This window comes from Polaromonas sp. C04 (assembly GCF_002002705.1).
Taxonomy (GTDB): domain Bacteria; phylum Pseudomonadota; class Gammaproteobacteria; order Burkholderiales; family Burkholderiaceae_C; genus Rhodoferax_A.
The window spans coordinates 13,378-36,766 of the sequence record NZ_MUNS01000039.1 but is presented as its reverse complement, the minus strand read 5'-3'; the positions used below and the strand labels follow the sequence as shown (position 1 = coordinate 36,766).

Sequence of the window (23,389 nt, the reverse complement as noted above, 5' to 3'; positions counted from 1 at the left end):
TCTGGATTGCTATGAATTTAGTAGCTTCTCCCGCACGACTGTCAACGGCTTCGAGCACTTTTGAGGCCGAATTCAAGGCGCGGCTGCACTGGTCGGCCGATACCGATGCCGCGATCGAGCAGCGTGTGGCCGAGATCCTGGCCCATGTGCGTGAGCGCGGCGACGCCGCCGTGCTCGAGTACACCAACCGCTTCGATGGCCTGGGCGCGGCCTCGATGCAGGCGCTCGAGCTCACGCAGGGCGAACTGAAAGCAGCGTTCGAGTCCCTGCCCGCGGCCCAGCGCGACGCGCTGCAGGCCGCCGCTGCGCGCGTGCGCAGCTACCACGAGGCGCAGAAGAAGGCCAACGGCGAGAGCTGGTCGTACCGCGACGAGGACGGCACGCTGCTGGGCCAGAAGGTCACGCCGCTGGACCGCGTCGGCATCTACGTGCCGGGCGGCAAGGCGGCGTACCCGTCGTCGGTGCTGATGAACGCGATTCCGGCCCATGTGGCCGGGGTCGGCGAGATCATCATGGTGGTGCCGACACCGCAGGGCGCCAAGAACCCGCTGGTGCTGGCCGCCGCCTTCGTGGCCGGCGTGACCCGCGCCTTCACCATCGGCGGCGCGCAGGCCGTGGCGGCGCTGGCCTACGGCACGCAAAGCATGGCGGCCGTCGACAAGATCACCGGCCCCGGCAACGCCTACGTGGCCGCCGCCAAGCGCCGCGTGTTCGGCACGGTCGGCATCGACATGATCGCCGGCCCGAGCGAGATCCTGGTGCTGGCCGACGGCAGCACGCCGCCCGACTGGGTGGCGATGGATTTGTTCAGCCAGGCCGAACACGACGAGCTCGCGCAAAGCATCCTGCTGTGCCCCGACGCGGTCTACATCGACGCCGTGCAGGCCGCTATGACGCGCCTGCTGCCCACGATGCCACGCGCCGAAATCATTGCCAAATCGCTCAGCGCGCGCGGCGCGCTGATCCACACGCGCAGCATGGAAGAGGCCTGCGCCCTCAGCAATCGCATCGCGCCCGAGCACCTGGAAGTGAGCAGCCGCGAACCGCACCGCTGGGAGCCGCTGCTCCGGCACGCGGGCGCGATCTTCCTGGGCGCCTACACCAGCGAAGCGCTGGGCGACTACTGCGCCGGCCCGAACCACGTGCTGCCGACCAGCGGCACGGCACGCTTTTCCAGTCCGCTGGGCGTCTACGATTTCCAGAAACGATCGAGCCTGATCGAGGTCAGCGAAGCCGGCGCGCAGATTCTTGGAAAAATAGCCGCCGAATTGGCCTACGGCGAAGGCCTGCAGGCGCATGCGCGCGCTGCCGAGATGCGGCTCAAATAATCCGGCTGCGGCGCTGCGAACTGCGGCTTAAACCTTTGCGGCTTCGAGGGCGGCGTTGAAGGTCGGGCTGGGCCGCATCACCGCCGCGCATTTGTCAAGGTCGGGCAGGTAGTAGCCGCCAATGTCCACGGGCTTGCCCTGCACGGCCTTGAACTCATCGATGATTTGCGGCTCTTTTTCGCTCAGCGCCTTGGCCAACGGGGCGAAATGCGCCTGCAACGCCGCATCTTCGGTCTGCGCGGCCAGCGCCTGCGCCCAGTACAGCGCCAGATAGAACTGGCTGCCGCGGTTGTCCAGCTCGCCCGTGCGCGGCGACGGCGACTGGTTGTTGTCGAGCAGCTTGCCGGTAGCCTCGTCGAGTGTTTTGGCCAGGATCTTCGCCTTGGTGTTGCCGGTCTTGAGCCCCAAGTCCTCCAGCGATACCGCCAGCGCCAGATACTCGCCCAGCGAGTCCCAGCGCAAATGGTTTTCCTCGACCAGTTGCTTCACGTGCTTGGGCGCCGAGCCGCCCGCACCGGTCTCGTACATGCCGCCGCCGGCCATCAGCGGCACGATGGAGAGCATCTTGGCGCTGGTGCCGAGTTCCATGATGGGGAACAGGTCGGTCAGGTAGTCGCGCAGGATGTTGCCGGTGACCGAGATGGTGTCCAGGCCGCGGATCACGCGCTCCAGCGTGTAGCGCATGGCGCGGGTCTGCGACATGATCTGGATGTCCAGCCCGTGGGTGTCGTGGTCCTTCAGGTAGCGCTGCACCTTCTTGATCAGTTCGGCCTCGTGCGGGCGGTACGGGTCGAGCCAGAACAGGGCCGGCATGCCCGAGTTGCGCGCGCGGTTCACGGCCAGCTTGACCCAGTCGCGGATCGGCGCGTCCTTGACCTGGCACATGCGCCAGATGTCGCCGGCTTCCACGTTCTGCGACAGCAGCACTTCGCCGGTGGCGATGTCGACGATGTTGGCCTGGCCGGCCTCGGCCACTTCGAAGGTCTTGTCGTGCGAGCCGTACTCCTCGGCCTGCTGGGCCATCAGGCCCACATTGGGGACCGTGCCCATGGTCACGGGATCGAAGTTGCCGTTGGTCTTGCAGAAGTTGATGATCTCCTGGTAGATGCGCGCGAAGGTGCTCTCCGGGATCACCGCCTTGGTGTCCTTCGGGCGGCCGTCGGCGCCCCACATCTTGCCGCCGATGCGGATCATGGCCGGCATCGAGGCGTCCACGATCACGTCGTTCGGGGCGTGCAGGTTGGAGATGCCCCTGGCCGAGTCCACCATCGCCAGTTCGGGCCGGTGCTCGTGGCAGGCGTGCAGGTCGCGGATGACTTCCTCGCGCTTGCTGCTGGGCAGGGTTTCGAGCTTGTCGTAAAGGTTGACGAGGCCGTTGTTGACGTTCACACCCAGCTCCTCGAACAGCTTGCCGTGCTTCTCGAAGGCTTCCTTGTAGAACACGCGCACGGCATGCCCGAACACGATGGGGTGCGAGACCTTCATCATGGTGGCCTTCACGTGCAGCGAGAACATCATGCCGGTCTTGCGCGCGTCTTCCATCTGTTCTTCGTAGAACTCGAGCAGGGCCTTCTTGCTCATGAACATGCTGTCGATGATTTCGCCAGCGAGCAGCGATACCCTGGGCTTGAGCACGATGGTCCGGCCAGCAGGGGTGACCAGCTCCATCCTGACGTCGCGCGCCTTGTCCAGGGTCATGGATTTTTCGCCATGGTAGAAGTCGCCGTGCTTCATGTGCGCCACGTGGGTGCGCGAGGCCATGCTCCACTCGCCCATGCTGTGCGGGTGCTTGCGCGCGTAGTTCTTCACGGCATTGGGCGCGCGGCGGTCGGAGTTGCCCTCGCGCAGGACCGGGTTTACGGCGCTGCCCAGGCACTTGGAGTAGCGGGTGCGAATCGCCTTGTCCGCCTCCGTCTTCGGATCCTCGGGGTAGTCGGGCACCGGATAGCCGCGCGACTGCAATTCCTTGATCGCGCTGACGAGCTGGTGCACCGAGGCACTGATGTTGGGCAGCTTGATGATGTTGGTGTCCGGCGCCAGCGTGAGGCGGCCGAGCTCGGCCAGGTTGTCGGGCACCTTCTGCGCATCGCTCAGGAATTCGGGGAACTCGGCCAGGATCCGCGCCGCCACCGAGATGTCGCTCCCGGCGACCTCGATGCCGGCCGGCGCCGCGAAGCTTCGAACGATGGGCAGAAAAGCACACGTGGCCAGGAACGGCGCCTCGTCGGTGAGCGTGTAAATGATTTTTGATTTGCCTGATGCCATGGGAGTCTTTCAATCGGTTGTCTGGAGTGCCCGTAGAAAATACCACGGTTTTCGGCCCGCGGCAGGCAGGGCCCGGGCGAGGACGGTAGCGCTGAATTGATACAGACGCCCAAAATGGTGCCGCGCGACGCTCTTGCTATAGTCCCAAGCGACACCGTGCAGATCATCACTCCTTTCGAAGCCGGCACTGAACGGCTGCAACCACTTATATGACAGCGCTTGATTCCCAGTTCCAAAAACGCATCCGCCAGGACATCCAGTCGATGCACGCCTACGCCGTGCAGGACGCCAGGGGCATGGTCAAGCTCGACGCGATGGAGAACCCGCACCGCCTGCCGCCCGAACTGCAGGCCGAACTGGGCCGGCGGCTCGGCGCGCTGGCGCTGAACCGCTACCCGGACGGCCGCGTGAATGACCTGCGCGCCGCGCTGGCCGCCTACGCGAAGATGCCCGACGGCTTCGACATCATGCTGGGCAACGGCTCGGACGAACTGATTTCGCTGCTGGCACTGGCCTGCGATATTCCGGGGGCCAGCATCCTGGCGCCGGTGCCGGGCTTCGTGATGTACGCCATGAGCGCCCAGCTGCAGGGCCTGGCCTTCCACGGCGTGCCACTCACGGCCGACTTCGAGCTCGACGAGGCCGCGATGCTGGCGGCCATTCAGGCGCACCAGCCGTCCATCGTCTATCTCGCCTACCCGAACAACCCGACGGCCAACCTGTGGGACGACGCGGTGATCGAGAAGATCATCGTGGCGCAGGGCCGCCAGGGCGGCCTGGTCGTGCTGGACGAGGCCTACCAGCCGTTTTCCAGCAAGAGCTACATCGACCGCGTCAACCACCACGGCCACGTGCTGCTGCTGCGCACGCTGTCCAAGTTCGGCCTGGCGGGTGTGCGGCTGGGCTACATGATGGGGCCGAAGGCGCTGATTGCCGAGATCGACAAGGTGCGTCCGCCCTACAACATCAGCGTGCTGAACTACGAGTGCGCCCTGTTTGCGCTCGAACATGCCCAGGTGTTTGCGGCGCAAGCCCTTGACCTGCGAGCGCAGCGTGCTATTCTTTTCGAAGCACTCCAGGCTTTGCCGGGCATTAAAGCCTGGCACAGCGACGCCAACATGATCCTCACGCGCGTGCCCGATGCGGCCAAAACCTTCGACGGCATGAGGGCGCGCGGCGTGCTGGTCAAGAACGTTTCTAAAATGCACCCCTTGCTGGCGAATTGTTTGCGCCTGACCGTCGGAACGGCGCAGGAAAACGTCAAAATGCTGGCAGCGCTCAAAGAATCACTATGACCACCTCGCCTCCCGCCGCACGCACCGCCGAAGTCTCCCGCAAAACGGCCGAGACGCAGATCACCGTCAAGCTCAACCTGGACGGCACGGGCGTGTCCAGCCTTGCCACCGGCATCGGCTTTTTCGACCACATGCTGGACCAGATCGCGCGCCACGGCCTGATCGACCTCGACATCCAGGCCGCGGGCGACCTGCACATCGACGGCCACCACACGGTGGAGGATGTGGGCATCACCTTTGGCCAGGCCGTGTACAAGGCCGTGGGCGACAAGAAAGGCATCCGCCGCTACGGCCACGCCTATGTGCCGCTCGATGAGGCGCTGAGCCGCGTGGTGATCGACTTCTCGGGCCGTCCCGGCCTGGTCATGAACGTGCCGTTCAAGAGCGGCATGATCGGCACCTTCGACAGCCAGCTCGCACACGAATTCTTCCAGGGCTTCGTGAACCATGCGTTCGTGACGCTGCACATCGACAACCTGAAGGGCGAGAACGCGCACCACCAGGCGGAGACGGTGTTCAAGGCGTTTGCGCGGGCGCTGCGCTTTGCGCTCGAGATCGACCCGCGCGCGGCCGGAACCATTGCTTCCACCAAAGGGTCGCTCTGAGCGGGTTTCACGACAAAATGGCCTCCAGCCGTCCAGCCGGCGTCCATAGGGCGTAATCAGCTATGAATCCAGTAGCAAACAAGACCGTCGCCGTCGTCGACTACGGCATGGGAAACCTGCGCTCGGTGTCGCAGGCCGTGCAGGCCGCGGCGCAGGGCAGCGGTTACAAGGTCATCATCACGTCGCGCCCCGAGGAGGTGCGCGCGGCCGAACGCGTGGTGCTGCCGGGGCAGGGCGCCATGCCCGACTGCATGCGCGAGCTGCGCGAATCGGGCCTGCAGGCGCCGGTGCTGGAGGCCGCCGCCAGCAAGCCGCTGTTCGGTGTGTGCGTGGGCATGCAGATGCTGCTGGATCGCAGCGACGAAGGCAACACGCCGGGCCTCGCGCTGATCCATGGCGACGTCGTCAGGTTCGAGCTGGCGGGGCGCCTGCAGCCCGACGGCAGCCGTTACAAAGTGCCACAAATGGGCTGGAACCAGGTGCACCAGCTGGACCCGGGCACCGGACGGCACCCGATCTGGGGCGACGTGCCCGACAACAGCTACTTCTATTTCGTGCACAGCTACTACGCCCGACCGTCGGATGCGCGCCACAGCGCGGGCGTTGCCGACTACGGCGGAAGCTTTACGGCGGCGATTGCACGCGATAATATTTTCGCCACCCAGTTCCATCCCGAAAAAAGCGCCAACCACGGCCTCGCCCTGTACCGCAACTTCCTGCACTGGAATCCCTAGTTCTTCTCCGCTGCCAACGGCATCACGTTTCTTCCCAGTCATGTTATTGATCCCCGCAATTGACCTCAAAGACGGCCACTGTGTGCGCCTCAAACAAGGTGACATGGACCAGTCCACCACCTTCGGTGAAGATCCCGCCCAAATGGCCCGCAGCTGGGTCGACAAGGGCGCGCGGCGCCTGCACCTGGTGGACCTGAACGGCGCGTTCGCAGGCAAGCCCAAGAACGAGCTCGCCATCCGCAAGATCCTGCGCGAGGTGGGCGGCGAGATCGACGTGCAACTCGGCGGCGGCATCCGCGACCTCGACACCATCGAGCGCTACCTCGACGCCGGCCTGCGCTATGTGATCATCGGCACGGCCGCCGTGAAGAACCCCGGTTTCCTGCAGGACGCCTGCACGGCATTCGGCGGCCACATCATCGTCGGGCTCGACGCCAGGGACGGCAAGGTCGCCACCGACGGCTGGAGCAAGCTCACCGGCCATGAGGTGGTCGACCTGGCCAAGAAGTTCGAAGACTACGGCGTCGAGTCGTTCATCTACACCGACATCGGCCGCGACGGCATGCTCACCGGCATCAACATCGACGCCACGGTCAAGCTGGCGCAGGCGCTCACGGTGCCCGTGATCGCCTCGGGCGGCCTGTCCAGCATCGCCGACATCGAGCAACTGTGTGAAGTCGAGGACCAGGGCATCGAGGGCGTGATCTGCGGGCGCGCCATCTACAGCGGCGACCTGGATTTCGCCAGCGCACAGACCTTGGCTGACGAGTTCAACGGATAAAGCGTGCTAGCCAAACGCATCATTCCCTGTCTCGACGTCACGGGCGGACGCGTGGTCAAGGGCGTCAATTTCGTCGAGCTGCGCGATGCCGGCGATCCGGTCGAGATTGCCGCGCGCTACAACGAGCAGGGCGCCGACGAGCTCACCTTCCTTGACATCACCGCCACCAGCGACGGGCGCGACCTGATCCTGCCCATCATCGAGGCGGTGGCCAGCCAGGTGTTCATTCCGCTGACCGTGGGCGGCGGCGTGCGCACCGTGGATGACGTGCGTCGTCTACTGAACGCGGGCGCCGACAAGACCAGCTTCAACTCGGCGGCGATCGCCAACCCCGACGTGATCGAGGCGGCCTCGGCCAAGTACGGCGCGCAGTGCATCGTGGTCGCGATCGACGCCAAGCGGCGCTCCGGGGAAGACGCCAGGACGCGCGGCCCGGGCTGGGATGTTTACAGCCACGGCGGGCGCAAGAACACTGGCCTGGACGCCGTGGCCTGGGCCAGCGAGATGGCGCGGCGCGGCGCGGGCGAGATCCTGCTCACCAGCATGGACCGCGACGGCACCAGGTCGGGGTTCGATCTGGCGCTTACGCGCGCGGTGAGCGACGCGGTCAGCGTGCCGGTGATCGCCTCGGGCGGCGTCGGCAACCTCGATCACCTGGCCGACGGCATCCAGATCGGCGGCGCCGATGCGGTGCTGGCCGCCAGCATCTTCCACTATGGCGAGTACACCGTGGGCCAGGCCAAGCGGCACATGGCGGCGCGCGGCATTCCAGTGCGTCTCTAAAGCTTTTCCGCCCCAAGTCCTCGTCGCTGGGGTCTTGATGGCTATGAATTTCATAGCACCCCGAAATACCCGACAATCTCCTCATGAACTGGCTTGACGAAGTGAAATGGGACGCCCAGGGGCTGGTCCCGGTGATCGCGCAGGAGGTGGGCAGCGGCGACGTGCTGATGTTCGCCTGGATGAACCGCGAGGCGCTGCAAAAGACGGCCGAACTGGGCCGCGCGGTGTATTTCAGCCGCTCGCGCGGCAAGCTGTGGTTCAAGGGCGAGGAATCCGGCCACATCCAGACGGTGCATGAGCTGCGTATTGACTGCGACAACGACGTGATCCTGCTCAAGGTCACGCAACTCGGCCACACGCCGGGCATTGCGTGCCACACGGGCCGGCACAGCTGCTTTTTCAGCATTTACAAGGACGGCGCGTGGCAGGTCACCGAGCCGGTCTTGAAAGACCCCGAATCCATCTACAAATAAGGTGCCATGAGTTCGAACGATTCGCTGGCGCGGCTCGCCGCCGTGATTGAAAGCCGCAAACCGGGCCATGGCGGCGACCCCGAGAAAAGCTATGTGGCGCGCCTGCTCGAGCGCGGGCCGGACGCCTTCCTGAAGAAAATCGGCGAAGAAGCCACCGAAGTGGTGATGGCGGCCAAGGATGCCGAGCATGGCGGCGACCCGTCCAAAATCGTGGCCGAGGTGGCCGACCTGTGGTTTCACTGCCTGATCGCGCTGGCTCACTACGGATTGACGCCGGCGGATGTGATCGCCGAGCTGGAGCGCCGCGAGGGCACCAGCGGTATCGAGGAAAAGGCGCTGCGCAAGGTGCGCGCGCGAGAACATGAAGCGAGTGCCATTGCACCAGGGGGAAAGCCATGAGCGACGTCATCGATGCCAATATGAGCGATAAGGAAAAGGCCGAATCGCTCAAGACCGTGGGCTGGGTCAGCTATATCCTGCATCTCATCGTGGCGATCGGTGCCGTGATTCCGGGTGCGCAGGTCGGCTTGGCCCTGCTGCTGGTGGCGCTGGTGATCGACCTGGTCAAGAAGGGCGACGCACAGGGCAGCTGGCAGGCCAGCCATTTTTCGTGGCGCATCCGCTCCGTCCTGTGGGCCGGCATTTTGTATGTGATCACGATCCCGCTGTGGCTGCTGTTCATCGTGCCCGGCTGGATCGCCTGGGGCCTTATTTCCATCTGGTTCCTGTACCGCATCGTGCGCGGCATGGTGGCCATGAACGACAGCCAGCCGGTTGGCAACACCCTATGACATACGACCCGGATTGTCTTTTCTGCAAGATCATCGAGGGCAAGATTCCCTCGACCAAGGTCTATGAAGATGAGGAACTCTTCGCCTTCAACGATATCCATCCTTGGGCGCCCGTGCATTTCCTCCTGGTGCCCAAGCAGCACGTCGCGTCGATGGCCCAGGTCGGCCCCGAGCACGCCGGCCTGTTGGGGCGCATGATGGTGCTGGCGCCGCAGCTGGCGCTACAGGCGGGCTGCCAGCCATATCCCGAAGGGGGATTCCGGATCGTGCTCAATACCGGCGAGCAGGGCGGGCAGGAGGTCCACCACCTGCACATGCACGTGATCGGCGGGCCGCGGCCGTGGCGCAGGGGCTGAGTGGGGTCAATCGGGACTGCCTGGTTTACCCGGGGCATTGCACCATCTAAAATCAACGTTATTCGTCAGGAGAAACTCATGGGACTATCAACCACACATCTGCTTATTTTTCTGGTCATCATCATCGTGATTTTCGGCACCAAGAAACTCAGAAACATCGGCTCCGACCTCGGCGGAGCGGTCAAGGGCTTCAAGGACGGCATGAAGGATGGTACGGCCGACAAGCCTGCCGAGGCCACTGCCGCGGTGACGCAGCAGGTCGGCTCCGCCGCGCCGGCGGGCAAAGAGACCATCGACGTCGAAGCCAAGACCAAGAGCTGAAATGCAGGCACCACGGGGGGCTGCGTAAGTGCTCGATATTGGCGTCACCAAGCTCGCCATCATTGGCGGCATCGCGCTGGTGGTGATCGGCCCCGAGCGGCTGCCGGGGCTGGCGCGCACGATCGGCACCCTGATGGGGCGTGCGCAGCGCTACGTGGCGGACGTGAAGGCCGAAGTGAGCCGTTCGATGGATCTGGACGAGCTCAAGAAGATGAAGGAAACGATGGAAGACGCGGCGCGCGACGTCAGCCAATCCATCAAGACCGGGGCCAGCGATTTCGAAAAACAGTGGTCGGACGCCACCAGCGACACGCCGGCGTCCAGCCTCGCCGGTGACGTCGCCCCCAGCTATCCGCAGTACCGCCATCCGGGCAAGAAATGGCGCCTGAAGCAGGGCGCCACGCCGCAGTGGTACAAGGCGCGTGCGGGCATCCGCACCAAGGCCCTGTCCGGTGCAGCGCGCGTGGCGCGCTACCGGCCGCACAAGTTCAATTAACTGCAGGCGGTTTGCTGTCGCCTGTTCGCTCCAAGGTATGTTGGGCGTGACCCCAATCAATTCCCATCATGTCCGACCCCGAAAAAAGTAAAGAAGACGAACTGGCTGGCACCGAGCAGCCGTTTGTGCAGCACCTGATCGAGTTGCGCGACCGGCTGCTGTACTCATGCTACGGCGTCGGCATCGTGCTGGTGGTGCTTTTTTTCTACCCGGGCCCGTCCCGTCTGTACGACCTGCTGGCCATGCCGCTGGTCAAGGCATTGCCCGAAGGCTCCAAGATGATTGCGGTCGGTGTGGTGTCGCCGTTCCTGGTGCCGATCAAGGTGTCCGTGCTGGTCGCCGTGGGCATTGCGCTGCCGTGGATCCTGTACCAGATCTGGGCCTTTGTGGCGCCGGGGCTGTACAAGCACGAGCGCCGCCTGGTGCTGCCGCTGGTCACCGCCAGCACGATCCTGTTCTACCTGGGCACCGCCTTTTGCTACTTCTTTGTCTTCGGCCAGGCCTTCCCGGCGATCCAGCGGCTGGCCCCCCATTCGGTGGCGGTGACTCCCGACATCGAGGCCTACCTGGACTTCGTGATCACCATGTTCCTGGCCTTTGGCGTGGCCTTCGAAGTGCCCGTCATCGTCGTCATTCTGGCCCGTATGGGGCTCGTGACGGTGGCGCAGCTCAAGTCCTGGCGCGCCTATTTTCTGGTGGGCGCCGCCGGCGTGGCCGGTCTGGTCACGCCGCCCGATCCGGTCTCCATGCTGGCGCTGCTGCTGCCCATGTATATGCTGTACGAGGTCGGCATCTGGTCGGCCCAGATTTTCATCAAGCACACCAAGGCGCCCGACGAGGAGGCCAAGGCTTCCGAAGTTCAGTGAAATAGCGCCTATGCCCTTATGGGATATGCGCCGTCAGCTATTGATCGGATAGCAGACGGGGTGTCTACCGCTCCTCTTTGCGCGGCTTGGGCCGCAACCCGGGGGTCACGTCGAGTTCCATCCGGGCCTCCTGGCGCAGCAGCGCGAACTTGACCGGTGTGCCGGGCTTGAGCGCCGACACGCTGGTCAGCAGCTCGCCCACATTGCTGACCGGCTTGCCGGCCACGCTCACGATCACGTCGCCGGGCTTGATGCCCGCCTGCGCCGCCGGCCCGTTTTGCAGCACGCCGGTGATGATCACGCCAGCCAGCGCGTCCGGGTTGCCGTCCTTGGGCAGCTTCAAACCAAAGGTTTCCGCCAGTTCGGGCGACAGGTTGTTGGGTTCCACGCCGATCCAGCCGCGCGTGACGCGGCCGTCTTTCACGATGCTGTCGAGCACCTGGCGCGCGGTCGAGACCGGAATCGCGAAGCCGATGCCCATGCTGCCGCCGGAGCGCGAAAAAATGGCGGTGTTGATGCCCATCAGATTGCCATTCACGTCCACCAGCGCGCCGCCCGAGTTGCCGGGGTTGATGGCGGCATCGGTCTGGATGAAGTTCTCGAACGTATTGATGCCCAGGTGGTTGCGCCCGAGCGCGCTCACGATGCCGCCCGTGACCGTCTGGCCGACGCCGAACGGATTGCCGATGGCCAGCACCTGGTCGCCCACCTGCAGCGCGTCCGAGTTGCCCAGCACGATCACGGGCAGGCGATCCAGGTCGATCTTCAGGATGGCCAGGTCGGTGTCGGGGTCGGTGCCGATCACCTTGGCCTGGGCGTGGCGGCTGTCGTTGAGAATGACCTCGATTTCGTCGGCGCCTTCCACCACATGGTTGTTGGTCAGGATGTAGCCGCTGGGACTGACGATCACGCCGCTGCCCAGGCTGGTCTGCGGCTCGTCGCCGCGGTCGCCAAAAAAGAACTTGAACCACGGGTCGTCCCCGTTCGGATTCTTCTCGGCGGCCTTGCTGGTGTTGATGCTGACCACGGCCGGCGCGGCCTTCTTTGCGGCGGCGCTGAAGCTGCCGGTCGCCGGTAGTGACGAACTCGCCGCCGGCGCCTCGATCACCGCCACCGCGCCGCCGCCCGAGGCCATCCTGCCCAGCCATTCGGGATGCAGGGTCGCCGTCACGAAGTAGGCCGCCAGCAGCACGGTGACGGTTTGCGAAAAAAGGAGCCAGAAACGTTTCATGGCGCAATTGTCCACGACCGGCCCGTACTTTGGCCCACAATCATGGCAAAACCCTGTCCTCCTTGATGCACCGCATGATTCACCGCCACCAACTGCTCGCCGCCTTCGACACCCTGCTGGAGCCCGCGCGCTTCAAGGACTACGGGCCGAACGGCCTGCAAGTCGAGGGCCGCGCCAGCGTCGGCAAAATCGTCTCGGGCGTGACGGCCAGCCGGGCCCTCATCGAGTCCGCGATCGCGGCCCGGGCCGACGCGATTTTTGTGCACCACGGCCTGTTCTGGCGCGGCCAGCACGGCACGGTGACTGGCTGGATGAAGCAGCGGCTGGCGCTGCTGCTGGGGGCCGACATCAACCTGTTCGCCTACCATCTGCCGCTGGACGCGCATCCGCTGCTGGGCAACAACGCGCAGTTCGGGCTCCAGCTCGGTTTGCGGGCGCTGGACGGGCCCGCCGGCCGTTTTGGCGAACAGGACCTGGGCTTTCTGGGGGGACGCGTGGAAGGCGGCAGCTTTGACAGCGCCCGCAGTCTCGCCGATCACCTGCAGCATGTGCTGAATCGCCATGTAGTCCTTGTCGGTGCTGAACTTGGAGCTATCAAAAAAGTAGCATGGTGCACCGGCGGCGCGCAGGGCTACTTCGAGGCGGCGATTGCGGCCGGGGCCGATGCCTTCATCACCGGCGAGATTTCCGAGCCGCAGGCGCACTATGCGCGCGAGTGCGGCGTGGCCTATCTGGCCTGCGGCCACCACGCCAGCGAGCGCTATGGCGCGCCCGCGGTGGCCGCGCACGTGGCCGCGCAGTTCGGCCTGGCGCACGAGTTCATCGATATTGACAACCCGGCATGACATGGCCCCCACGCTTGCCACTGCGTGTGCTGCGCTGCCCCCCAAGGGGGCCGCAGTTGCCTTGGGGCGGCCCGGCGGCAACTGGGGCGTAGCCACATGAATAGCAGCAATCTCCCCATCGCCATTACGCAAGGCGACGCGGCCGGCATCGGCCCGGAAATCATTGCCAAGGCATTTCGTGACGCGCCGGACGCGACGCGCAGCTGCTTTGTCGCCGGCGACGTGGCGACGCTGCGCCGTGCGGTGTCGTTCATCGGCGGCGCGGGACAGGTCGCCCTGCCGGTGGCCGTGATCGAGGCGCCGCTCGATGCCTTGAGCGCGCCGCCGCGCTGCATCCCGGTGCTGCCAATCTCCAGTCTGTCCGGGCCCATCCCGCTGGGGCGGGTGAGCGGTGTGGCCGGCAAGTTCGCGGCCGATTGCGTCACCTGGGCGGCGCGTGCGGCCTTGCGCGGCGAGATTGCGGCCCTGGTCACCGCGCCGCTGCACAAGGAGGCGCTGGCGGCCGCGGGCATCGCCTTTCCCGGGCATACCGAGCTGCTGCAGGCCGAGGCGGCCGCGTTTCTGGGCAAACCCGTGCGGGACGTGCCGGTGCGCATGATGCTGGCGAACGACGAATTGCGCACCGTGCTGGTCAGTATTCATGTCTCCTTGCGCGCCGCGATCGAGGCGGTGAGCTTCGACAACGTGCTGCAAACCTTGCGGCTGACCCACCAGTTCGTGCGCGGACCTGTTGGCTCGGCGCGACACCGCAGGCCGCGCATCGGCGTCGCCGGGCTGAATCCGCATGCCGGCGAGGGGGGGCTGTTCGGGCGTGAAGAGATCGACATCATCGCGCCGGCGATCGCGGCAGCGCGCCAGGAGGGGATCGACGCGAGCGGCCCGTTTGCGCCCGACACGGTGTTCATGCGGGCGCGTGCCAGGGGCGGCCAGCCGGGCGAGTTCGACGTGGTGCTGGCGATGTACCACGACCAGGGCCTGATCCCGGTCAAGTACCTTGGTGTGGACAAGGGCGTGAACGTCACGCTCGGCCTGCCGCTGGTGCGCACCAGCCCGGACCACGGCACGGCCTTCGACATTGCCGGCAGCGGCGTGGCCGATGCGGCCAGCTTGATCGCGGCGATTCGCCTGGCGCGCCAGCTTTGCGCATGAAAAAGGCCCGCAGTCCATGAACTGCGGACCTTGATTGCTGCGCAAAGCGTAGCGTGTAACTCACTTTTTCAGGTTGTCGCGAATCTCGCGCAACAGCAACACGTCTTCCGGTGTGGCGGCGGGCGCGGCCGGCGGGGCTTCTTTCTTGAGGCGGTTCATCTGCTTGACCATCATGAAGATGATGAACGCCAGGATGATGAAATTGAGCGCGACGGTAATGAAGTTGCCATAGGCAAACACGGCGCCGGCCTTCTTGGCGTCAGCCAGCGACAGTCCGCCTGCCTGACCCGACAGGGCGAGATAGTAGTTGGAGAAGTCGAGCCCGCCGAAAATCTTGCTGACGACCGGCATGATCAGGTCGCCCACGATCGAATCGACGATCTTGCCGAAGGCGCCGCCGATGATGACACCGACCGCCAGATCCATCGCGTTGCCCTTGACGGCAAATTCCTTGAATTCCTGCATCATGCTCATGGCTTTGCTTTCTTGGTGGATTGAACAGGAAGCAGTATTCCCTATCGGATCGCGCTGTCAAGTGCCGCTTTGGCGTAGAAATGGCCGAAGACGGTCAGCTACAATCGTCTGCTAACCCCCCAAGTTGCGATGTATATTGAGGATTCCCATGAGTGAGACCCAAGTCGACACCAGTAAAAGAACATGGCTGATTGCTTCCGGATGCGCTGGTGCCGTGGGCACCGTGTGCACGGCTATTCCGTTTGTGGAGAGTTTCGAGCCGTCCGAGAAAGCCAAGGCCGCGGGCGCTCCGGTGGAAGCCGATATTTCCGGCCTCAAGCCCGGCGAAAAAATGACCGTGGCGTGGCGTGGCCAGCCGGTCTGGATCATGCGGCGCACGCCCGAAGAGCTGGCGGAACTGCCCAAGCTCGATCCGGAACTGGCCGACCCGAAATCGGACCGCCCGGGCTTCACGCCGCCGTGGGCAAAAAGCGATTGGCGTTCGATCAAACCCGAATTCCTGGTCATCGTCGGCATCTGCACCCATCTGGGCTGCAGCCCGGTCGACAGATTCACACCTGGTCCACAGCCGTCGCTGCCGAACGACTGGCAGGGTGGATTCCTCTGCCCGTGCCATGGCTCCACCTACGATCTGGCGGGGCGCGTGTTCAAGAACAAGCCGGCGCCGGACAACATGCTGGTGCCGCCCTATATGTTTCTCTCCGACACCAAACTGCTGATCGGTCAGCATGAAAAAGCCTGACCCCGCAGGACCTGGAGCACAACATGGCTGAATTCAAGGAAGTTTCCCCCAACGCCGGCGCTGGCGAAAAGCTGATGAACTGGATCGACAACCGGTTCCCGGCAACCAAGCTCTTCAAAGAGCATATGAGCGAGTACTACGCGCCGAAAAATTTCAATTTCTGGTACATCTTCGGTTCGCTGGCCCTGCTGGTGCTGGTGATCCAGATCGTCACCGGCATCTTCCTGGTGATGAACTACAAGCCCGACGCCGCGCTGGCGTTTGGCTCGGTCGAGTACATCATGCGCGACGTGCCGTGGGGCTGGCTGATCCGCTACATGCACTCGACGGGCGCCTCGGCGTTCTTCGTCGTGGTGTATCTGCACATGTTCCGCGGTCTGCTGTACGGCTCGTACCGCAAGCCGCGCGAGCTGGTGTGGATCTTCGGCTGTGCGATTTTCCTGTGCCTGATGGCCGAGGCCTTTATGGGCTACCTGCTGCCCTGGGGCCAGATGAGCTACTGGGGCGCCCAGGTGATCGTCAACCTGTTCTCCGCCATCCCGTTTGTCGGCCCTGACCTGGCGCTGTGGATTCGCGGCGACTACGTGGTCGGCGACGCCACGCTCAACCGCTTCTTCAGCTTCCACGTGATTGCCGTGCCGCTGGTGTTGCTCGGGCTGGTGGTGGCGCACGTCATCGCGTTGCACGAAGTCGGCTCGAACAATCCGGATGGCGTGGAAATCAAGGGCCCCAACGCCCCCAAGGATGCCAATGGGCACCCGCTGGATGGTGTGCCGTTTCACCCGTTTTATACCGTGCACGACATCTTCGGTGTCAGTGTGTTTCTGATGGTGTTCAGTGCGATCATCTTCTTTGCGCCGGAAGCCGGTGGCTACTTCCTGGAAGCCAACAACTTCATTCCCGCCAATCCGTTGCAAACGCCGGGCGAGATTGCGCCTGTGTGGTATTTCACGCCGTTCTACGCCATGCTGCGTTCCGTTACCAGCGAGATGGTGTATGCGTTGATGGCCTGCGTGGTGGCGGGTGCGGCGTTCGGCGTCATCAAGACCAGGATGCCCGCGCTGTTCAAGGGCGTCCTCGTGCTGTTGGCCGCTGGCGTGGTGGCCGCCATGCTGAACACCGACGCCAAGTTCTGGGGCGTCATGGTGATGGGCGGCGCGGTCATCATCCTGTTTTTCCTGCCGTGGCTGGACCGGAGCCCGGTCAAGTCGATTCGCTACCGTCCAGGCTGGCACAAATACGTTTACGCGGTGTTCGTTGTCGTGTTTTTCGTGCTGGCCTATATTGGTACCGTACCGCCTTCGCCGACGCTCAATCTTGTTTCGCAGACAGGAACGTTTTATTACTTCGGCTTTTTCCTGTTGATGCCGTGGTGGAGCCGCTTGGGTGAGTTCAAGCCGGTGCCGGATCGCGTCACTTTCGCCGCGCACTGAGCAGGAGACTTTCAATAATGAGCAAACTGAAACAACTGGCTCTGGGCCTGATGATGGCCATGGCGTTCGTGGCAGGCGCGCAAGCTGCCGAGGGGGAGGGCATTGCATGGGACAAGGCGCCGAACCAGACCAACGACCTGGCCGCGCTGCAGACGGGGGCCAAACTCTTTGTCAACTACTGCCTGAACTGTCATTCCGCTGCCTTCATGCGCTACACCCGGCTGCAGGACCTCGGCCTGAGCACACAGCAAGTCAAGGACAACCTGCTGCTCACCGATGGCACGATGGCTGATACCATGGTCGCGGCCATCGATCCGCGGCAGGCGAAGGAATGGTTTGGCACCAACCCGCCCGACCTGACGCTGGTGGCCCGATCGCGCGCGGGCCATGGCGGCAGCGGGGCGAATTACCTGTACACCTATTTGCGCACCTTCTACCGCGACGATTCCAAGGCCACCGGCTGGAACAACCTCGCGTTTCCCAATGTGGCCATGCCCAACGTCCTGTGGGAGCTGCAAGGCGAGCGCAAGCCGATTTTCGACAAGATCAAGGACAAGGAAAGCGGCCAGGAGGTCGACGTGTTCCGCGGCTGGCAGCAGGTCACGCCGGGGACCATGACGCCCCTGAAATTCGAGCAGTCGGTGGGCGACCTGGTCAGCTATCTGCAATGGATGAGTGAGCCATCGCGCAACACGCGGATACGCGTGGGAGTCTGGGTCATGCTGTTCCTGGGTTTGTTTACCATCATTGCCTGGCGCCTCAACGCAGCGTTCTGGAAAGACGTCAAGTAACACACGCGACTCAGGTGTCGCCCCGGTGCGTCGCCTGAGCCTTCCAGAGTGGGAATGCTCCCGGCATCCCACTCTTTTTGATTTTCAGGAGTCTTCACCATGATGGTGCTTTATTCAGGAACCACCTGCCCGTTCTCCCACCGCTGCCGCTTCGTGCTGTTTGAAAAAGGCATGGATTTCGAGATCCGCGACGTGGATCTCTACAACAAGCCGGAAGACATCAACGTCATGAATCCGTATGGCCAGGTACCCATCCTGGTGGAGCGTGACCTGATCCTGTACGAGTCGAACATCATCAACGAGTACATCGACGAGCGCTTCCCGCATCCGCAGCTGATGCCCGGCGATCCGGTGGACCGTGCGCGCGTGCGCCTGTTCCTGCTCAATTTCGAGAAGGAGCTGTTCGTGCACGTCTCCACGCTCGAGAACCGGGCCTCCAAAAGCAATGAGAAGGCGCTGGAAAAGGCCCGCTCGCACATCCGCGACCGCCTCACGCAACTGGCGCCGGTGTTCCTCAAGAACAAGTACATGCTGGGCGAGAACTTTTCCATGCTCGACGTGGCCATCGCCCCGCTGCTGTGGCGCCTGGACTACTACGGCATCGACCTGAGCAAGAATGCGGCGCCGCTGCTGAAGTACGCCGAGCGCATATTTTCGCGCCCGGCCTATATTGAAGCGCTGACACCGTCCGAAAAGGTGATGCGCAAGTAAATATGACCCCCGCGCTTGCCACTCCGTGTGCTTCGCTGGACAAGTCGCCGCGAGACGTGACGACCCTTCGGCCCGTCCAAGCCCGCGCAAGCGGACTTGGAGCCGCGGGCCTCAGCCCCGAGCGGGCTGGCCTTGCTTGGGGCAGCCCGGCGCGGCGGCCGCTGGTCCGGGTCTAATTTGGCTGAATTCATGAATGCCCTGGATTCCTCCTCGACCCGGCCCTACCTGATCCGGGCGCTGTACGAGTGGTGCACCGACAACGGCCTGACCCCTTATGTGGCCGTGCTGGTGGACGAGTCCGTCCAGGTGCCGCGCGAGTACGTGAAGAACGGCGAGATCGTGCTCAACATCAGCTTTGATGCGACCAGCTCGCTTAAGCTCGGGAACGACTTCATCGAATTCAAGGCCCGGTTTGCCGGCACGGCGCGCGAGATCATGGTGCCCGTGAGCCGCGTGATTGCGATCTATGCCCGGGAAAACGGGCAGGGCATGGCGTTCCCTGTCCCGGTGTCTGCACCCGCTGGCGACGAGGCGTCCAAGGCGCCGGGTTTGAGCAGTGTGCCGGATGCAACGCGCCCCGTGGAAACCGACCCCAAGGTGGTGCAGATTGCACCGGCCGATGATGCGCCGCACGATGGCGATACAGAGCCGCCACGCCCCTCGGGAGGGGGGCGTCCTTCGCTCAAACGGGTGAAGTAGGCAGGCTTTAGGCCACCGCGATGGCTGCCCCCAGCCGGTAAAATAGAAAGTCGCCGATTTAGCTCAGTTGGTAGAGCAACCGCCTTGTAAGCGGTAGGTCGTCAGTTCGAATCCGACAATCGGCACCATTTCACTGCCTCACACGGTATCAAGTAATCTCGACACCCGCACGTTTCCTGGCAAGGCCGCCGGGCGAAAATTGCGCAGGATTTCACGGTTCGATTGAATACGTTCGATTTATTTCCGTTTTTTCTTGTGAACTCGCGGGACGCAGACTATCGTCGCGTCCCTATGAAGTCCTCCCAGCCCATCGGGGCCAAATCTCAAGTACAGCACCTTGCCCAGGTGATTGCCAAAAATCATGCTTATGACGCACTCGACTTGCCTTTCACGGCGACCGAGTGGGCCGTGTTCGGCGACTACCTGCAGCCCTTTGCGCTCGCGCGGGACCAGGTCCTGATCGAGCAGGGCGCGACGGACCGCACGGTGTATTTCATCGAAACCGGCACACTCAGTGTGCATTGCGTGGATGAAGAAGGCCGCATGAATCTGGCGATGATCGGTGCCGGATCGGTGGTCGGAGAATGGGCCTTCTTTTCCAGCATGGCGCGCAAATCAGAAGCCGTCGCCGCCGGCCCCTGCACGCTGTGGCGCCTCAGCCTGATCCGTTTCATGGACCTTGCCAACCGGCAGCCGGCGCTGGCGCTGCGCATTGCCCTGGGGTTGGGGACGGTCATGGCCAAGCGGGTGGTCAACAAGCCCAAGAGCGTTGCGGCGACCTGAGCGCCGGGTCGCTCGCGAAGGGCTATTGCGGCTCGGGGTTGATGTGGACCTTGAGCCGGATGGTGCTGACCTCCCAGCCCTGGCTGCGCAAGTGGGATGCAAGCGAAGGCAGCAACTGCCTGAGCTTGGCCGCCGCCGCATTGCTCTGCACCAGCAGGCACCACGTTTCTCCGTCAATGGGCCCCGGCTGGATGGCGCTGCGCAGCGCCTCGGGAATCAGGCGCTCGATCGCCTTGAGGCGCTCACCCGAATCGCGCGCGAGTTCGCTCAAGCGGGCCAGCGTCGGCGATTCCTGCGCCGCCTGCTGCAGCGAGACGGCGCGGTGAGGGCGGTTCACGGGTGGCGTGGCCACGGATCGTCAAGAGGCTTCATGAGCCCTCGATTATCGTGGCCACAACGCTTTTGAAGGAAGATGAAGTCTGCTTGCGCCGAAAAAGACCGATGCCGCGATGGCAGCGTGAGCGGCCACGGCGAGCGCCAGCCGGCACAAAGGTAAAATCCAAGGTTTGGTCAACGCTGTAGCTGCCCCGCCATCGTTGCATTTTGCAGCCGCGACCCCACCTGAATCCACCAACATATTAGGGATTTCGGTCGCCTTGCAGGCCATGACAGGCCCGCAGAGCGGTCTCGCATTCATGGCCACCAACTTTCTCACCAAAATATTCGGCAGTCGCAATGACCGGCTCCTCAAGCAATACCGCAAAGTTGCCGAGAGCATCAACGCCCTGGAGCCCGCCTACGAAAAACTGAGCGACGACGAGCTTCGCGGGAAAACACAGGCGTTCAAGGAGCGTGTTGCCAACGGTGAGACGCTCGACGCGATCCTGCCGGAGGCCTTCGCGGTGGTGCGCGAAGGCTCCAAGCGCGTCATGAAGATGCGCCATTTCGACGTGCAGCTGATCGGTGGCATGTCGCTGCACGACGGCAAAATCTCGGAAATGCGCACCGGCGAGGGCAAGACGCTGACCGCCACGCTGCCCGTGTACCTGAATGCGCTCACCGGCAAGGGCGTGCATGTGGTCACGGTGAACGACTACCTGGCCAATCGCGATGCCCTGTGGATGGGGCGCCTGTACAACTTTCTCGGCTTGACCGTCGGCATCAATCTGCCGCAACTGCCGCGCGAGGAGAAGCAGGCCGCCTACCGGGCCGACATCACCTACGGCACCAACAACGAATACGGTTTTGACTACCTGCGCGACAACATGGTGTACGAAGTGCAGGACCGCGTGCAGCGCGGCCTGAACTACGCGATCGTCGACGAGGTGGATTCGATCCTGATCGACGAAGCCCGCACGCCGCTCATCATCAGCGGCCAGGCCGAAGACCACACCGAGATGTACATCACCATCAACAAGGTGGTGCCGATGCTGACCAGGCAGGAGGGCGAAGCCGACCTGCGCACCGGAGAAGGCATCACGAAACCGGGGGATTTCACGGTCGACGAGAAAACCCACCAGGTGTTCCTGACCGAACAGGGCCACGAAAATGCCGAGCGCATCCTGTTCAATCTGGGCCTGATTCCGGAAGGCGCGACGCTGTACGACCCGGCCAACATCACGCTGGTGCACCACCTGTATGCCGCGCTGCGCGCGAATCACCTGTACCACCGCGACCAGCATTACGTGGTGCAGGACGGCGAAATCGTGATCGTCGACGAATTCACCGGACGCCTGATGACGGGCCGGCGCTGGGGCGAAGGCCTGCACCAGGCCGTGGAAGCCAAGGAAGGCGTCAACATCCAGGCGGAGAACCAGACGCTGGCCTCCATCACCTTCCAGAATTACTTCAGGCTCTACAACAAGCTGGCCGGCATGACCGGAACGGCCGATACCGAGGCCTACGAATTCCAGGAAATCTACGGCCTGGAAACGATCGTGATTCCACCGAACCGGCCGAGCCGGCGCGATGACCAGCTGGACCGCGTGTACAAGACCACGCGCGAGAAATACGAGGCGGCCATCAAGGACATCCGCGAGTGCTATGAGCGCGGTCAGCCGGTGCTGGTCGGCACCTCCTCGATCGAGAACTCCGAAATCATCGACCAGCTGCTGCAGAAGGAAAAGCTGCCGCACCAGGTGCTCAATGCCAAGCAGCACGCACGCGAGGCCGAGATCGTGGCGCAGGCCGGGCGCTCGAAGATGATCACGATCGCCACCAACATGGCGGGCCGCGGCACCGACATCGTGCTCGGGGGCAATGTGGAAAAGGCGATCGAAGCGGTCGAGGCCGACGAGACCCTGGAGCCGGCCGCCAAACAGGCCCGCATCGAGCAGCTGCGCGCCGAATGGGCGCGCGAGCACGAACTGGTGACGCAGCAGGGGGGCCTGCGCATCATCGCCACCGAACGCCATGAGTCGCGCCGCATCGATAACCAGTTGCGCGGGCGCTCTGGGCGTCAGGGCGATCCCGGCTCGTCGCGCTTTTACCTCGGGCTGGACGACTCGCTGATGCGCATTTTCGCGGGCGACCGTGTCAAGGCCATCATGGAGCGCCTGAAGATGCCCGATGGCGAGGCCATCGAAGCGGGCATCGTCACGCGCAGCATCGAATCGGCCCAGCGCAAGGTGGAGGCGCGCAACTTCGACATCCGCAAGCAATTGCTGGAATACGACGACGTTGCCAACGACCAGCGCAAGGTCATCTACAAACAGCGCAACGACATTCTCGATGCACGTGATCTGACGGCGCAGATCGAGGCCTTGCGCGAAGGCTGCCTGACCGATTTGGTGCGCCAGTACGTGCCGGCCGAGTCGGTGGAGGAGCAGTGGGATCTTGCGGGTCTCGAAACGGTGCTGCGCAAAGAATGGCAGATCGAGCTGCCCCTGGAGCAGCAGGTGCAGGCGGCCAGCGCCATCACGGACGAAGACATCCTGCATTCTGTGATCGAGGCCGCCAATGCGGCCTTCGCGGCCAAGGCGCAGCAGATCGGGGGCGAGAACTTCACCCAGTTTCAGCGCATCGTGCTGCTGCAGAGTATCGATTCGCACTGGCGCGAGCACCTGAGCTCGCTGGACTATCTGCGCCAGGGCATTCATTTGCGTGGCTACGCCCAGCAGCAGCCCAAACAGGAGTACAAGCGCGAAGCGTTCGAGCTGTTTGGACAACTGCTCGACTCGGTCAAGAACGACGTCACCAAGATCCTCATGACCGTGCAGGTGCAATCCAGCGAGCAGCTTGGGCAGGCGGCCGAAGAACTCGGCAGCCGCGCCGAAAACATTGCCAATGTGACCTATATCGCACCGACCGAAACCGGCGAGGTCGAGACCGTGGTGGACGAGGGAACGATCAAGGGGCAGCACCTGCGCCCGACCGCTTCCGCCGCCGCGGCCGCCGTGGCCGGCGCGGCCCTGTCGCGTGTGGGCCGCAACGACCCTTGCCCCTGCGGCAGCGGCAAGAAATACAAGCACTGCCACGGCAAGCTGGCCTGAGCGATT

The 23,389-nt window shown here is 63.8% G+C and carries 26 protein-coding genes and 1 tRNA gene; 23 read left to right on the top strand and 4 right to left on the bottom strand.

Annotation, left to right across the window (positions count from 1 at the left end; translation table 11 throughout):
• Positions 1–11 precede the first annotated feature (11 nt).
• On the top strand, positions 12–1,328 hold the full coding sequence (gene hisD, locus B0E49_RS15615; protein ID WP_077563146.1) for a histidinol dehydrogenase: 1,317 nt from the start codon (positions 12–14) through the stop codon (positions 1,326–1,328).
• Positions 1,329–1,355: 27 nt separating this feature from the next.
• On the opposite strand, the gene B0E49_RS15610 is transcribed toward hisD, so the two are convergent.
• Positions 1,356–3,593 carry an NADP-dependent isocitrate dehydrogenase gene (locus B0E49_RS15610; RefSeq protein WP_077563145.1) on the bottom strand — a complete coding sequence of 746 codons (2,238 nt, stop codon included), beginning with the start codon at positions 3,591–3,593 and terminating at the stop codon, positions 1,356–1,358.
• A 209-nt stretch (positions 3,594–3,802) separates the two neighbouring features.
• Between B0E49_RS15610 and hisC the strand changes: the two genes are divergently transcribed.
• The 12 genes from hisC (at position 3,803) to tatC (ending at position 11,094) form a co-directional block, all read left to right on the top strand.
• Complete coding sequence (hisC, locus tag B0E49_RS15605) at positions 3,803–4,888, top strand: histidinol-phosphate transaminase (RefSeq protein WP_077563143.1); 1,086 nt, start codon at positions 3,803–3,805, stop codon at positions 4,886–4,888.
• Positions 4,885–5,493 (top strand): imidazoleglycerol-phosphate dehydratase HisB, encoded by a 609-nt coding sequence (gene hisB, locus B0E49_RS15600; protein WP_077563141.1) that lies wholly within the window; start codon positions 4,885–4,887, stop codon positions 5,491–5,493. Before hisC ends, hisB begins: the two co-directional genes overlap by 4 nt.
• Before the next feature lie 62 nt (positions 5,494–5,555).
• Positions 5,556–6,227: an imidazole glycerol phosphate synthase subunit HisH gene (gene hisH / locus B0E49_RS15595; protein WP_077563140.1), complete on the top strand. Its 672-nt coding sequence runs from the start codon at positions 5,556–5,558 to the stop codon at positions 6,225–6,227.
• Positions 6,228–6,267: 40 nt separating this feature from the next.
• On the top strand, positions 6,268–7,008 hold the full coding sequence (hisA, locus tag B0E49_RS15590; RefSeq protein WP_077563138.1) for a 1-(5-phosphoribosyl)-5-[(5-phosphoribosylamino)methylideneamino]imidazole-4-carboxamide isomerase: 741 nt from the start codon (positions 6,268–6,270) through the stop codon (positions 7,006–7,008).
• Between the two features lie 3 nt (positions 7,009–7,011).
• On the top strand, positions 7,012–7,791 hold the full coding sequence (gene hisF, locus B0E49_RS15585) for an imidazole glycerol phosphate synthase subunit HisF (protein ID WP_077563136.1): 780 nt from the start codon (positions 7,012–7,014) through the stop codon (positions 7,789–7,791).
• 83 nt (positions 7,792–7,874) lie between these two features.
• Positions 7,875–8,264: a phosphoribosyl-AMP cyclohydrolase gene (gene hisI / locus B0E49_RS15580; RefSeq protein ID WP_077563135.1), complete on the top strand. Its 390-nt coding sequence runs from the start codon at positions 7,875–7,877 to the stop codon at positions 8,262–8,264.
• 6 nt (positions 8,265–8,270) lie between these two features.
• Complete coding sequence (locus tag B0E49_RS15575) at positions 8,271–8,663, top strand: phosphoribosyl-ATP diphosphatase (RefSeq protein ID WP_077563133.1); 393 nt, start codon at positions 8,271–8,273, stop codon at positions 8,661–8,663.
• Positions 8,660–9,055: a DUF4870 family protein gene (locus tag B0E49_RS15570; protein WP_077563131.1), complete on the top strand. Its 396-nt coding sequence runs from the start codon at positions 8,660–8,662 to the stop codon at positions 9,053–9,055. The genes B0E49_RS15575 and B0E49_RS15570 overlap by 4 nt, the downstream gene beginning before the upstream one ends.
• Positions 9,052–9,411 carry a histidine triad nucleotide-binding protein gene (locus tag B0E49_RS15565; protein ID WP_077563130.1) on the top strand — a complete coding sequence of 120 codons (360 nt, stop codon included), beginning with the start codon at positions 9,052–9,054 and terminating at the stop codon, positions 9,409–9,411. Before B0E49_RS15570 ends, B0E49_RS15565 begins: the two co-directional genes overlap by 4 nt.
• A gap of 78 nt (positions 9,412–9,489) precedes the next feature.
• A complete protein-coding gene (tatA, locus tag B0E49_RS15560) occupies positions 9,490–9,732 on the top strand; it encodes a Sec-independent protein translocase subunit TatA (protein ID WP_077563128.1) in 243 nt (80 codons plus the stop codon).
• A 28-nt stretch (positions 9,733–9,760) separates the two neighbouring features.
• Positions 9,761–10,228 carry a Sec-independent protein translocase protein TatB gene (gene tatB / locus B0E49_RS15555; RefSeq protein WP_077563126.1) on the top strand — a complete coding sequence of 156 codons (468 nt, stop codon included), beginning with the start codon at positions 9,761–9,763 and terminating at the stop codon, positions 10,226–10,228.
• A 68-nt stretch (positions 10,229–10,296) separates the two neighbouring features.
• Positions 10,297–11,094 carry a twin-arginine translocase subunit TatC gene (tatC, locus tag B0E49_RS15550; RefSeq protein WP_077563125.1) on the top strand — a complete coding sequence of 266 codons (798 nt, stop codon included), beginning with the start codon at positions 10,297–10,299 and terminating at the stop codon, positions 11,092–11,094.
• Positions 11,095–11,158: 64 nt separating this feature from the next.
• Here tatC and B0E49_RS15545 read toward each other — a convergent pair whose 3' ends face one another.
• Positions 11,159–12,325, bottom strand: coding sequence for a S1C family serine protease (locus tag B0E49_RS15545; RefSeq protein WP_077563124.1), 1,167 nt, complete (start codon positions 12,323–12,325; stop codon positions 11,159–11,161).
• 74 nt (positions 12,326–12,399) lie between these two features.
• On the opposite strand from B0E49_RS15545, the gene B0E49_RS15540 reads away from it, so the two are divergent.
• A complete protein-coding gene (locus B0E49_RS15540) occupies positions 12,400–13,170 on the top strand; it encodes a Nif3-like dinuclear metal center hexameric protein (RefSeq protein WP_077563246.1) in 771 nt (256 codons plus the stop codon).
• Positions 13,171–13,266: 96 nt separating this feature from the next.
• A complete protein-coding gene (gene pdxA / locus B0E49_RS15535; RefSeq protein ID WP_077563123.1) occupies positions 13,267–14,319 on the top strand; it encodes a 4-hydroxythreonine-4-phosphate dehydrogenase PdxA in 1,053 nt (350 codons plus the stop codon).
• Between the two features lie 60 nt (positions 14,320–14,379).
• Here the strand turns inward: pdxA and mscL are convergent, their stop codons facing one another.
• A complete protein-coding gene (gene mscL, locus B0E49_RS15530) occupies positions 14,380–14,793 on the bottom strand; it encodes a large conductance mechanosensitive channel protein MscL (protein ID WP_077563122.1) in 414 nt (137 codons plus the stop codon).
• A gap of 148 nt (positions 14,794–14,941) precedes the next feature.
• Here mscL and petA point away from each other — a divergent pair, with 148 nt between their 5' ends.
• The 7 genes from petA to B0E49_RS15495 all read left to right on the top strand — a co-directional run bounded on the left by petA (position 14,942) and on the right by B0E49_RS15495 (position 19,952).
• Complete coding sequence (gene petA / locus B0E49_RS15525) at positions 14,942–15,535, top strand: ubiquinol-cytochrome c reductase iron-sulfur subunit (protein ID WP_077563121.1); 594 nt, start codon at positions 14,942–14,944, stop codon at positions 15,533–15,535.
• Between the two features lie 23 nt (positions 15,536–15,558).
• A complete protein-coding gene (locus B0E49_RS15520) occupies positions 15,559–16,968 on the top strand; it encodes a cytochrome b (protein ID WP_077563120.1) in 1,410 nt (469 codons plus the stop codon).
• Between the two features lie 17 nt (positions 16,969–16,985).
• Positions 16,986–17,759 (top strand): cytochrome c1, encoded by a 774-nt coding sequence (locus B0E49_RS15515; protein WP_077563119.1) that lies wholly within the window; start codon positions 16,986–16,988, stop codon positions 17,757–17,759.
• 99 nt (positions 17,760–17,858) lie between these two features.
• Positions 17,859–18,470 carry a glutathione S-transferase N-terminal domain-containing protein gene (locus B0E49_RS15510; RefSeq protein ID WP_077563118.1) on the top strand — a complete coding sequence of 204 codons (612 nt, stop codon included), beginning with the start codon at positions 17,859–17,861 and terminating at the stop codon, positions 18,468–18,470.
• Positions 18,471–18,659: 189 nt separating this feature from the next.
• A complete protein-coding gene (locus B0E49_RS15505; RefSeq protein WP_077563117.1) occupies positions 18,660–19,169 on the top strand; it encodes a ClpXP protease specificity-enhancing factor in 510 nt (169 codons plus the stop codon).
• Between the two features lie 52 nt (positions 19,170–19,221).
• A tRNA-Thr gene (locus B0E49_RS15500) sits at positions 19,222–19,297 on the top strand.
• Between the two features lie 163 nt (positions 19,298–19,460).
• Positions 19,461–19,952, top strand: coding sequence for a Crp/Fnr family transcriptional regulator (locus B0E49_RS15495; protein WP_077563116.1), 492 nt, complete (start codon positions 19,461–19,463; stop codon positions 19,950–19,952).
• Positions 19,953–19,974: 22 nt separating this feature from the next.
• On the opposite strand, the gene B0E49_RS15490 is transcribed toward B0E49_RS15495, so the two are convergent.
• Positions 19,975–20,289, bottom strand: coding sequence for a DciA family protein (locus B0E49_RS15490; protein WP_077563115.1), 315 nt, complete (start codon positions 20,287–20,289; stop codon positions 19,975–19,977).
• A 298-nt stretch (positions 20,290–20,587) separates the two neighbouring features.
• Here B0E49_RS15490 and secA point away from each other — a divergent pair, with 298 nt between their 5' ends.
• On the top strand, positions 20,588–23,383 hold the full coding sequence (secA, locus tag B0E49_RS15485; RefSeq protein ID WP_077563244.1) for a preprotein translocase subunit SecA: 2,796 nt from the start codon (positions 20,588–20,590) through the stop codon (positions 23,381–23,383).
• The last annotated feature ends 6 nt before the right edge of the window (positions 23,384–23,389 follow it).